General features: G+C 56.7%; 10 protein-coding genes. 6 read left to right on the forward strand and 4 right to left on the reverse strand.

The annotated features are described in order from the left end of the window. Nucleotides 1–3: 3 nt before the first annotated feature. The 4 genes from hisD (LOC22_RS05435) to LOC22_RS05450 all read right to left on the reverse strand — a co-directional run bounded on the left by hisD (LOC22_RS05435) (nucleotide 4) and on the right by LOC22_RS05450 (nucleotide 4,586). The gene (gene hisD / locus LOC22_RS05435) at nucleotides 4–1,299 is read right to left on the reverse strand and encodes a histidinol dehydrogenase (RefSeq protein ID WP_015571628.1); all 1,296 of its coding nucleotides are present in this window, start codon (nucleotides 1,297–1,299) and stop codon (nucleotides 4–6) included. Next, nucleotides 1,300–2,442 carry an ester cyclase gene (locus LOC22_RS05440; protein ID WP_015571629.1) on the reverse strand — a complete coding sequence of 381 codons (1,143 nt, stop codon included), beginning with the start codon at nucleotides 2,440–2,442 and terminating at the stop codon, nucleotides 1,300–1,302. A 105-nt stretch (nucleotides 2,443–2,547) separates the two neighbouring features. Beyond that, the gene (locus LOC22_RS05445) at nucleotides 2,548–3,519 is read right to left on the reverse strand and encodes a nuclear transport factor 2 family protein (protein ID WP_230239412.1); all 972 of its coding nucleotides are present in this window, start codon (nucleotides 3,517–3,519) and stop codon (nucleotides 2,548–2,550) included. Continuing rightward, a complete protein-coding gene (locus tag LOC22_RS05450; protein WP_003862277.1) occupies nucleotides 3,516–4,586 on the reverse strand; it encodes a LacI family DNA-binding transcriptional regulator in 1,071 nt (356 codons plus the stop codon). Before LOC22_RS05450 ends, LOC22_RS05445 begins: the two co-directional genes overlap by 4 nt. A gap of 308 nt (nucleotides 4,587–4,894) precedes the next feature. Here LOC22_RS05450 and LOC22_RS05455 point away from each other — a divergent pair, with 308 nt between their 5' ends. From LOC22_RS05455 to LOC22_RS05480, 6 genes are all read left to right on the forward strand, one after another. After that, nucleotides 4,895–6,130 carry an MFS transporter gene (locus LOC22_RS05455; protein WP_230239413.1) on the forward strand — a complete coding sequence of 412 codons (1,236 nt, stop codon included), beginning with the start codon at nucleotides 4,895–4,897 and terminating at the stop codon, nucleotides 6,128–6,130. Between the two features lie 78 nt (nucleotides 6,131–6,208). Next, nucleotides 6,209–7,531, forward strand: a complete 1,323-nt coding sequence (hisD, locus tag LOC22_RS05460) for a histidinol dehydrogenase (RefSeq protein ID WP_045333240.1) — start codon at nucleotides 6,209–6,211, stop codon at nucleotides 7,529–7,531. A gap of 3 nt (nucleotides 7,532–7,534) precedes the next feature. Continuing rightward, nucleotides 7,535–8,299, forward strand: coding sequence for an SDR family NAD(P)-dependent oxidoreductase (locus tag LOC22_RS05465; RefSeq protein WP_230239414.1), 765 nt, complete (start codon nucleotides 7,535–7,537; stop codon nucleotides 8,297–8,299). 8 nt (nucleotides 8,300–8,307) lie between these two features. Further along, the gene (locus LOC22_RS05470; RefSeq protein ID WP_163296737.1) at nucleotides 8,308–9,051 is read left to right on the forward strand and encodes an alpha/beta fold hydrolase; all 744 of its coding nucleotides are present in this window, start codon (nucleotides 8,308–8,310) and stop codon (nucleotides 9,049–9,051) included. Further along, complete coding sequence (locus tag LOC22_RS05475; protein ID WP_023295301.1) at nucleotides 9,033–9,824, forward strand: HpcH/HpaI aldolase family protein; 792 nt, start codon at nucleotides 9,033–9,035, stop codon at nucleotides 9,822–9,824. The genes LOC22_RS05470 and LOC22_RS05475 overlap by 19 nt, the downstream gene beginning before the upstream one ends. An 11-nt stretch (nucleotides 9,825–9,835) precedes the next feature. Beyond that, nucleotides 9,836–11,011, forward strand: a complete 1,176-nt coding sequence (locus LOC22_RS05480; protein WP_040118015.1) for a hypothetical protein — start codon at nucleotides 9,836–9,838, stop codon at nucleotides 11,009–11,011. Nucleotides 11,012–11,577 lie beyond the last annotated feature (566 nt).

An 11,577-nucleotide genomic window follows, 5' to 3' on the forward strand; every position in this document is an offset into this window, starting at 1 on the left:
GTTTTAGTCCCGCATGCCGGTAGTAATGGCATCAATGTCCTGCGGACGCAGACGAATTTCCGCCGCCCGTCGGTGCCCCTGCATCCCCTCGGTACGGCTCTGGCGGATCGCCGGTTCTGCGATTGCCGGGATACCCTGCTCGTCAATCCACTGATGGGTACAGATTTTGACGTATGCCCCTACCCACAGACCGCCGGTATAGCGTGCCGCCGCCATCGTCGGTAACGTATGGTTGGTGCCGCAGCATTTATCGGAGAACACCACGCTGGCGTTCTGACCAATAAACAGCGAGCCATAGTTGCGGATCTTCGCTGCCGTCGCGTGCGGATCGCGGGTATGCACCTGCAAATGCTCCGTCGCCATATGGTCAGCAAACGCAATCAGCTGCGCTTCATCTTCGCAGAGCACAATCTCACCCTGCCGGCGCCACGCCTCGCCCGCCGTGGCGGCCGTTGGCAGGCTGGCAAGCTGACGCTCAACCTCCGCCAGGGTACGCTCAGCGATATCCCGGCTGGTTGTCGCCAGCCCGACGCGGGTATGAATATCGTGTTCTGCCTGCGCCAGCATATCGGCGGCCAGAATGCGCGGATCGGCGCTGTCGTCGGCGATAGTGAAAATCTCGCTCGGCCCGGCGAGGGCATCAATGCCGACTCGACCAAACACCTGGCGTTTCGCTTCGTTAACGAAGGCGTTGCCTGGCCCAACGATTTTGTCCACCGACGGAATGCTCTCCGTTCCCCAGGCCATAGCCGCAATGGCCTGCGCGCCGCCAACTTTGAAAATGCGGTGCGCGCCCGCCAGATGGCAAACTGCAATCATCGCCGGATGGGCGCCCGGGGGCAGACAGGCGATAATCTGTTCACAGCCCGCCACCGTCGCAGGAACAATCGACATCACGGGTGCGGAGAGAATCGGATACCGTCCGCCCGGCACGTAGCAGCCCACCGTCTGCACCGGGATGATCCGGTGACCGAGATGCACGCCAGGCAGCGTCTCTACCTCCAGCGGCAGCATGGTCGCCAGCTGCGCCTGCGCAAAACGACGCACCTGATTAATGGCAAACTCACTGTCGCGGCGCGTCTGGGCATCCATCCCCTCCAGTGCTTCGGCAATCTCCTGCTCGCTCACCTCAAACTGCGCCGGTACGACATGATCAAACTGCTGCGAAAAGGCTCTTAGCGCCGTATCGCCCTCGGTTTTCACGCGCTCGATAATGGCGCTGACCTTCTCCGTCAGGGAACGATCGGCCTGCGCATCCTGCCCCTGCGGACGCTTAATCCAGCTCACCTGATTTAACATTTACGCGTCCTCCATCTGGCCGAGTTTGATCTGCGCCAGCAGCGCCAGATGGTCATAAACCACCCACTCATCAACAATTTTTCCGTTGACGATGTGGTAGTGCGACATGCCCATCACGAACAGTCGTTCTCCGGTCGGCTTGCCGAGTTCGCCGTAACCCAGGTGATGTCCTTCGATAATCCAGCGTACGGCCACTTTGACGCCGCCTTCATCGCACGGGTTGGAACAAATATGCTGCGGCAGCCACGCGCCGTCAGGGATCATCCCCACCAGCGCCAGCGTCTGATGGGTTACCGCCGCGGTGCCGTACAGCTCTTTCATCAGCGGACCGTGCCACTGTACGTTAGGCGCATACACTTCTTTGATCTTGCCAAACATCCGGCGGTTGTAGATCTCATGCAGCCAGCGCAGGCACTGCTCCTCCGTATCGGTGTGCGCAATGGAAACATCGCACTCCATCTCCGGCGGATATTGCCCCAGCATGCGGCCGTTTTCGCCGATGTCCATCACGCGGAAGCCTTTATCGAACTGCTCCTTTGCCATATTAAATGCGATTTGATCGGTATTCAGGCCAAGCTGTTTCATCAGTGACATATTGTCGCTGACCACCCACTCCCGATAAATTTTATTCTCGTGGATCATGCAATCCGCCACGGTACGCGTCACAAACGTACGGTTCGTCGGCTTACCTAAATGGCTGTGCTGGGTATGCCGCCCGCTTCCCGTCACCAGGTGAGAGGTATAAAAACCGTCAACATCATTTCCGTTCCAGATAACCTGGGTTGCCATTCCGCGCCGTTCCGGGAAGGCAATTAAGCGTTGCAGCGTATCCTGTACCACCTGTTCGCGGTTATAGAGTGTCCCCAGCGCGTTATACAGCACGCAGTTATGGGTATAGTGAGAATAAATTAAACCGACATCGCGCTCGTCCCATATTTTATGGGTGCAGCGAACGATATAATCGACAATATCGGTATAGCAGTCATCAAAGCCGCGTAATGATTGCACGCGCGGTCTTTTTTCCGGTACCAGATCGACAAAATCACGACGCTCCACCTGTAATACAGGTTCCTCTTTCAGCGATTTCACGCTGCTTTTTTCGGGTACGGCTGGTGCTTTATTTGTTGCTTCGGTGGAAGACATATAAACTCCTGCTCTGTTTTCAGACAATAAGAACCCGCACCCGTAAGTGAGGGTGAATTAAACACGGTTATTTTTTGCAGCCGGAATAAGGGGGCTGCCGCCCCATTAATTAAACATTTGCGACCAAATCGCTAATTCATCGATCCCCAGATATTCACGGAAAATTAAACCATCACGTAATTCAAGCTGGCTGATACCGGTAATTGATATGGGTTTACGGGTCGGCGCACCAAATTTGCCGTAACCGTCATGCCAGGTTAACAACGACCAGCGCAATGAAAGTCGAATCGGCTCATTAGGATCTTTACGCACAATCAGGTGATGAAGCTGCGTTTCGCTGTCGGCAAATGAAGCGCGATAACCGGAAAGCTGTGCGCCAATTTCCTGTTCGCCGGTGCAGAGGCAGTGCCCCGGCGCGTACAGCGTCGCCGCCGGGTGATAGAGACCGGGCACCACGCCGCTGTTACCGCCCGCCCACATCGTTAAGTAGCGCTCAACGACCCCGGCCAGCGCCCCTTCCACGTCGTCGCCCTCAGGCCCCCCCGCCCAGCGGGCGTCCAGCGTCTCAGCAGACACAGATTCCAGCCCAAGCTGCTGGCGCATGGTCGCCAGGTTAAAAGCAAAGTCGCGGACATCCAGCCCCAGTTGCGCCACAATCGCGGCACGATCCTGAAGCAGCCACTCCTGGCGTACGGCACCATCAACACAGATGCGATCGGCCCAGGTGCGGACCCAGACATTTTTCCCGGTCGGCGGGCCAAAAAATCCCTCCCCCTGGTGCTGAATGCGGGCTACGGTACGCTGCGCCGCATAGTACTCGTCCCCCGGGTTCTGGCTGCACAGAATATCCTCCGTCAGCACCGCTCGCTGCGGGAAGCTGTGCATCGCCTCAAGCGTCAGGCGCATAAACTGGGAAAGCTCATGCAGCTGTTTTTCGGGGGTAGTGAAAACCACCGGCGTGGCGTAAAAATCCGCCAGCTGGCCGATATCTTTCTGCTCCCACACCACGTGCGTCAGCGTCAAAATGAACTGCTGGATAGAGTCGAATTGAGGGCTGAAGCCCCGTAATCTGGTCATGTGCGCTCCTTAGACTGGAATAGCGTTAAACCATTGGTTTCGATAACGCCGCTGCGTGGGCGACGCGCCGAGTGGCGTATCACCAGCGTACCGGGCACCGTAATCTGTTCAGGCTCTATGGTTCCGCTGTCAATTTGCTTCATTAACAGTTCCACCGTGGCATCCACCATCGCGCCGACCGGCTGCGACGCCGAGGTCAACGCATAAGAGGGCCAGCCGGAAGGGCCGATGTCGTCATAGCCGACAACGGAGACCTCCTCCGGAATGCGCAAACCAAACTCATAGCGCGCCACATCCATTACCGTGACGGCCATATGATCGTTGGCGACAAAGACCGCATCCGGCGCTGGCGACGTCGAAAACAGGGTATAGGCTGCCCGGGTGGTTTGCTGAGCGTCGTAATTCCCGTGCACCACCCGGACATCGGTGATGCCATGTTCTTCCAGCGTGGAAATGAACCCGCGCTGGCGGGCGATATTGACCGGGGAATCGGCCACGCCGCCCACGTAGGCAAAACGCTTGTGCTCCCCCGCCAGCAGAAACTCGGCAATCTGCCGCGCGGCCGCTTCGTTATTACTGTTGACGCTGGAGGCCATGCCACTCTCTTCGCTGCGGTTAAACAGCACTACCGGGATCCCGGCGGCAAGGCACTCCTCGGATAACTCCAGCGACAGCGTCACCGAGGCCAGCACAATGCCATCCACCCGGTACTGCATAATCTGGTCAAAAATACGGTCTACGTTACCTTCCCGATCGCCAACGAACAGCAGCAGGTGATAGTTCAGCGTATCCAGCTTTTGCGCCAGCGCCTCCAGCACCTGCGAGTAAAAGGGGTTATCAAAGTAAGAAATGACGACACCGATAATGCGCGAACGAGCCGTGTTGAGCGAACGGGCGATCGCATTCGGGCGATAGCCCAGCTCGCGCGCTGCCTTCAGCACTTTTTCACGCGTTGCCGGTGAAATGCTGGCCCCCGGCGTGAACGTTCGCGACACCGCAGATTGCGATACCCCCGCCAGCTGAGCGACCTGTTGGGATGTGACTGCTGCAAAAGTCTTACGTTTCATTACCCCTGATTCCTTATCAACGTCCTGCCCATTTGCGCGTGCTTCAAACGCCTCAGCAAGTGGGTGTTTTTTATACTTACACCACCTTTGCATGCGTATGCAACACAAAAAATTAAAATTCTCACAACAAGATCGAGATCACTTTACAAATGTGAAACCTTTTCGTAACTTCAAATCTTGAATACGTATGCAAAGAGTTTTCATACCGTCAATGGTACCGGAGAGAACAGGAGTCGCCCAAAGGATTGAACCGGTAAACGTCGTCCCTGACTGGTTATAACCCATTAATTCTTAAGAGGTTCAAAACCATGTTTCAAGCACTGTTACGCCGTCGGGAAGCCCGGCTCTTTTTCATCATCAGCATCCTGTTCTTTATCTGCATTCATAGCATTGATGCATTCCTGGCCCCCATGATGATCAACCAGGGCATTGAGCCACAGATCATGGGCATCATCATGGGCGCGTCCGGTCTGGCAACCCTTCTGATACGCTTCCCGTTAGGCATTATTTCCGACGTGGTTAAAAGCCGCAGGATCTTCATCCAGATTGGCCTGCTGCTGCCAATTATCGCCTGGCCGATTGCCTGGCTTGAACCCAACGCCATTACGCTGTATCTGGCGAAAGCGGCAGACGGTGTCACGGCGGCGACCTGGGTGCTGTACAACATCCTGTTCATGCGTTACTTCGGTCGCAACGAAGCGCCTGCCGCCGTCGCGCTGCTGGCGCTGGCAGGGCCCATCGGCGTGTTTCTCGGTAACTGTATTGGCGCGGTGCTGATTCACTATTTCGCCAATAACATCGCCTTTTTTGTCTCCTGCATCTCCGCCCTGGTGGCGTTATTCCTGACGACCCGCATTCAGGACGTGCACGACCCGGTTCAGGCCCCCACGCTTAAAGCCTGCATTACCGGCGCGCGCCAGCAGCTGGCCGACCGTTCCGTCTGGCTGATTGGCATCCTGGCGACCGTCGTCATTCTGGTGCCCTTCGCCACCCGCGACACGCTGACGCCGGTCTATGCCGAGCAGCTTGGCGCCCGGGCGGGGATCCTCGCGCTGCTGGGTAACATTCACCTTCTTTTTTACGGGCTGGCCATCGCCCTGTGCAGCTCGGTGTTTTATCAGCGCCTTGGGCTGGTAAAAACCGCCGTGCTCGGCATCGTTTTACAGGTGATTTCCACTTTCGGCATTCCCTTTACCAGCAATATCTATGTGATTTACCTGTGGCAGGCGCTGGCGGGGTTCTCGTTCGGTATGGCCTTTGCCGCATTCATGTCGCTAAGCGTAGTGAATACCTCGTCTGATGAACAATCCACGCGAATGGGACTATTCCAGACCATTTATTCCTGCGGCATGTTTGTCGGGCCGGTAATGATGGGCGTAATGATGCAACATATTAACCTGTCGTCCGGTTATATATTGATTGCCGCCCTTTCCGTTGTGGCCGCTATTGCCACGCCGCTGTCCGCTCGATGGGTATATGCCCGTAAAACGCAAACCTCAGCCCAATTATTAAAAAACGGTGCGTACGCTGCCGCGCCGGATTAATAACCCTTTCTGAAGTAAACACCCTTTCCCGGCTCGCCGGGAGGACAACTGACATCTGAAAAAGGTAAGGAGAAGCGAGTGTCCTGGAAATTAAAAACCGGTAAATCTACCGAAGAGCGCCAGCAAGCCAACCAGCAAATAAGAGAAACGGTTGAACAAATACTTGCGGATATTGAAAAACGCGGAAATAAAGCCATTCGCGAATTATCCATTAAATTCGATCGTTATGACCGTCAGGATTATCGTCTGACGTCCGCGGAGATTGACCGCTGCATAAAACAGTTAAGCCGCCAGGATATTCAGGATATTGAATTTGCCCAACAGCAGGTGGCGAATTTTGCCCGCGCGCAGAAAGAATGTCTGCGGGACCTGGAAATTGAAACACGTCCCGGGGTGATCCTCGGGCATAAAAATATTCCGATTAACGCCGTAGGATGTTACGTGCCTGGCGGAAAATATCCCCTGCTCGCCTCCGCGCACATGTCGATCATCACTGCCAGCGTGGCGGGGTGCTCAAGAATCATCAGCTGTGCCCCGCCGTTTAACGGTCAGCCCGCCCCGGCGATTGTCGCGGCGCAAAAAATGGCTGGCGCAACGGAAATCTATGCCCTTGGCGGCATTCAGGCGATAGGCGCCATGGCGCTGGGCACGGACTCGCTGGCACCGGTCGACATGCTGGTCGGGCCCGGTAACGCCTTCGTTGCGGAGGCCAAACGCCAGCTGTTCGGCCGGGTAGGTATCGATCTGTTTGCCGGTCCGACGGAAACGCTGGTGATTGCCGATGACACTGTTGACGCGGAAATGTGCGCCACGGACCTGCTGGGCCAGGCCGAACACGGCGTCACCACCCCTGCCATCCTGCTGACGAACTCGCTTCAACTTGCCAAAGAGACGCTCAGCGAAGTGGAACGGCTGCTGGAAAAGCTCCCTACCGCCGACATTGCCCGCCAGTCGTGGCAGGACTACGGGGAAATCATCGTCTGCGACAGCCACGAAGAGATGCTGCTGGAGGCAGATCGTATCGCTTCCGAACATGTTCAGGTGATGACCGACCGGGACGACTGGTTCCTGGCTAACCTGACCAATTACGGCGCGCTGTTCCTTGGACCGCGTACTAACGTGGCCTACGGCGATAAGGTGATCGGCACCAACCACACCCTGCCCACGCAGAAAGCCGCACGTTATACCGGCGGCCTGTGGGTGGGCAAGTTCATGAAAACCTGCACCTTCCAGAAAGTCCTCAGCGACGAAGCCACTGCCGAAATCGGCAGCTATTGTTCCCGTCTGTCGCTGCTGGAAGGGTTCGCCGGACATGCCGAGCAGGCCAATATTCGCGTGCGCCGTTATGGCAAGACGGAAGTTCCCTACGCCACACCGGCCCCGGTCAGGGAAAAGGTGTAAGCCATGACGCTTTTGCAAACGCCCTCTTTCACCCTGCACGGCAAACGCGCGCTGGTGACCGGCGGGTCAAGAGGGATTGGCTTCGCCGCCGCCGTCGCCCTCGCACAGGCGGGAGCAGAGGTATGGATCGCCGCCCGGGGCCGCGAGGCGCTGGCGCATGCCACAGGTCTGGTAGCGGAACACAGTCTCGCATTTCACCCGCTGGAACTGGATATTACCGACACTCAGGAGGTGGCGCGTGTGCTGGCGACGTTGCCCACGCCCGACATTCTGGTGAACAGTGCCGGGCTGGCCCGCCACCAGCCGTTTCTTGAGGTGAACGAGGATAATTTCGATGCGGTGATGGCGCTTAACCTGCGCGCCACCTTTTTTATCAGCCAGCATGTGGCGCGCAGAATGCGGGCGGGCGGTAAGGGGGGATCGATTATTCACATCTCATCGCAAATGGGACACGTTGGTGGCCCCGAGCGTAGCGTGTACTGTGCCTCCAAATTCGCGCTTGAAGGGTTAACCCGAACGATGGCGCTGGAGCTGGGCGATGCGGGGATCCGTGTCAATACGCTGTGCCCGACCTTCATTGAAACCGACCTGACGCGTTCGTCGCTCGCCGACCCGGCATTTCGCCGCTATGTGCTGGACAACATCAAACTGCGCCGGCCAGGCAGGCTGGAGGACATTATGGGGCCGGTGGTGTTCCTCGCCTCTGAAGCCGCCGGGCTGATCACCGGCAGCGCCCTGATGGTTGACGGCGGCTGGACGGCTACGTGAGGGATGCAATGGAATATCCGCTTCTGGACAATACCGATCTGCCGCTGGTGCTGCTTGGCGGCACGCTGTGTAACGCCCGGCTCTGGCAGCCCGTCATTGAACGGCTGAACGTCTCAGCGGTGCTGTGCATCACGCTGACGGGCGCAGAGTCCGCGCCGCAGGCGTCACGGCGGTTGTTAAAGGTTCTGCCGCCGCGCTTTCTGCTGGCAGGCTTTTCGCTCGGCGCGATTGTCGCGCTGCAAATGGCCGCCGACGCGCCAGAAAGAGTGAACGGGCTGGCGCTGATTTCCGTTAATCCGTTGCCCGTTGCGCCAGACACCCTCGCTTCACGCCGGGAAGCGGTACACACCGCACAGGCGCGGGGCCTGGCCGACTGGCTGGTCTCCTCGCTGTGGCAGAGCTATGTCGCCCCGTCACGTCTGTCCGATCGGATCCTGCAAGAGACTATTTGCCGAATGGCGCAAGAGTGCGGCATTGAGACCTTTGCGGAGCAAACGGAAATGGCCATTCACCGGCAGGACAACCGGGCTGCGTTTAACGCCCTCTCCTGCCCCACTTTACTTCTAAACGGCGCGCAGGACGTTATCTGCACGCCCCATCATCATCAGCTACTGGCGGCAGGCAACGCGAACGTGACCAGGCATACGGTGGAGGCTGGCGGGCATTTTATTCCGCTGGAAACCCCGGATGAGATCGCGCCGCTGCTGCGTCAGTGGATAACGGAGTGCATACAGTGCGCAAAAACAGTTTAAAGACCGCATTTCTGGAAAATACCCCGATCGTTAACGGCTGGCTGGCGATCCCGTCCGGGTATAGCGCGGAAATTATGGGCCATCAGGGTTACGACGCCGTCACCGTCGATTTGCAGCACGGCATGATTGATTTTGCCAGCGCGTTGTCGATGCTACAGGCGCTATCGAGCACGCCTGCCGTGCCGCTGGTGAGGGTGGCAGATAACGATCCGGCGCAAATCATGCGCGTATTAGACGCCGGCGCGTATGGCGTAATCTGTCCGATGATCTCCAGCGCGGAACAGGCTCGCCGTTTTGTCGCTGCCTGTCGCTATCCACCGCTGGGTGTTCGCTCCTTTGGTCCGGCCAGAGGTCTACTCTACGGCGGCAGTGATTATCCACAGCACGCTAACGACGAGATCCTGACGCTGGCAATGATCGAAACCCGCGAAGGGCTGGCGGATCTTGACGCCATCCTTGATACCGAAGGACTGGACGGTGTGTTTATTGGCCCCAACGATCTCTCGCTGACGCTGACCGGCAGCGCCAGCGCCGAATCCCAACATCCCGAAATGCTTGCTGCTATTGAGCGGGTAATTCACTGCTGCCGCCAGCAGCAGAAGATTGCCGGTATTTTCTGCACTTCCGGCGCGGCCGCCGCAGCGCGTATTGCGCAGGGTTTCCAGTTTGTTACCCCAGCAAACGACGTTATGCAGCTGGGTCGCGCCTCACGTGAAGCAATTGCTCTCGCCCGCGGCAACGCCATCCCTACCACCGGTGCATCCGGTTATTAAAAGGAGAAATGATGAAAACTATCCATCTTAGCCAGAGCCAGGCACGAACACGGTTAATCGCCCCCGACGATATGGTTTCCTGCAATCTTGCTTTTATTGATTGCAAGCTGCCCGGTTCGCATCTCAAACAAAACTATTCCTTCATCGGCCCGGGTGTAACTCAGTCCAGCGAGCAGATTGTTAATATCCCCGAGCCGCACGGCTTTAACATTGGCGCGGCGGCTATGCCGAAAGGGGTAACCAATAACCTGCATCTGCATTTCACCGCAGAAGTGTTCCTGATCCATGAAGGGACATGGCGTTTTCGCTGGGGCGCCAACGGCGAGCATGAAGCGGAATTTAGCGCGCCCACCATCCTCTCAATACCGACCTGGATCTTCCGCGGTTTCACCAACGTCAGTAAAGAAGATACCTGCGGCATGGTATTTACCGTGCTCGGCGGGGACAACACGGGCGGCATCATCTGGCACCCGTCAGTGCTGGCGGCCGCCAGCGAGTACGGTATGTATCTCAGCAAGGATAATATGCTGATTGCGCAGGAGGCAGGTGAACCAACGCCCGATCCCGCCACGCTGCTGACGCCGCTGTCAGAACAATATATTGCCGGTCTGCGTGACTACAGCGTTGAGGAGATGCGCCAGCGTGCGGTAACCGGCGATGATCGCTGCTGGTCAGCGCAGGGACTGCTGGACTCGGTGCTGCCGGGACACGGCGGCGAAATTGCGCCGGTTATCGGTTTCGGCATTTCACAGGATCGGGATTCCGCTCCCGCTATCCTGAGCCCGCACGGTTTTTCCGTCGAATGGCTGCGGCTTGCTGACGACCACATTGTCGGTCGCCATCTCTGCCCGGATATTCAGGTGATCATGGTCTTTAAAGGCCAGCTGGAGGTGACCTGGAACGAGGCGGGTAAGGAAGTCAGCATTATCGCCCCGGAACGTTCGGTGATCTCCATTCCGGCAAACAGCTGGCGCCGCTACCGCGCGGTTGATGGCAATGTGGAGTTTATTCTGACGACCCGGGGCGATCAGCGTAAGCGCCTGTACTGGGACGAAGCGATCCTGCACCAGGCGAGAGAACACAATCGCTGTCTCGATCCTGATGGCTACGTGGCGGATGCCGACATCCTGCCAGCCACGGCCCGTCGGGCCGGAGAAAAAGTAGAAAAAGTGCCAGCAGCTAACTGATTTTTACGGCAAAGTGGCGCAAAATAGGGGGGCAGGGATCGCCTGCACCATCATCAATAATGATGCACATAAAACGGATTGCATGATAAACATGGATGGAAAATCAAATGTACAGACCCATAGTCGTTATCCTCTTTATTCTTCTGACGCTCGCCGCACTGATTGAAATGGGGATTATCTCTTTCGGCTAAACCTCCCCCCTCAGAAAGGCCACATTTGCGGCCTTTTTATTTATGAAATATGTGAAGTCGACAGTTTATTTTTATGCGTAGCAGAATCCAAACCCAAACCGAAAATATATTTTATCAATGCGATTCTTTGAAATATATCATACAGCAGATGATTTACCCTAACTTAAATCATAATTAAGCAGTCATTAATATTCGCTGGAATTATAAATAAAGCCTGTGTATTCAGTATTGTCCCCCTCTCATTTCTTCCACTACCTAATCCCGACCGCCTGTACGCCAACGCCTCTGTGGCGCGGCCCGCATAGCCAACAAAATATATTCGCGCTATCAATTAATTTTCTCTGCAATCACAGTGCAGGGTTTACAGACACTTAA

It is taken from the genome of Enterobacter sp. AN-K1, from assembly GCF_020971765.1.
Taxonomy (GTDB): Bacteria; Pseudomonadota; Gammaproteobacteria; order Enterobacterales; family Enterobacteriaceae; genus Enterobacter; species Enterobacter hormaechei_C.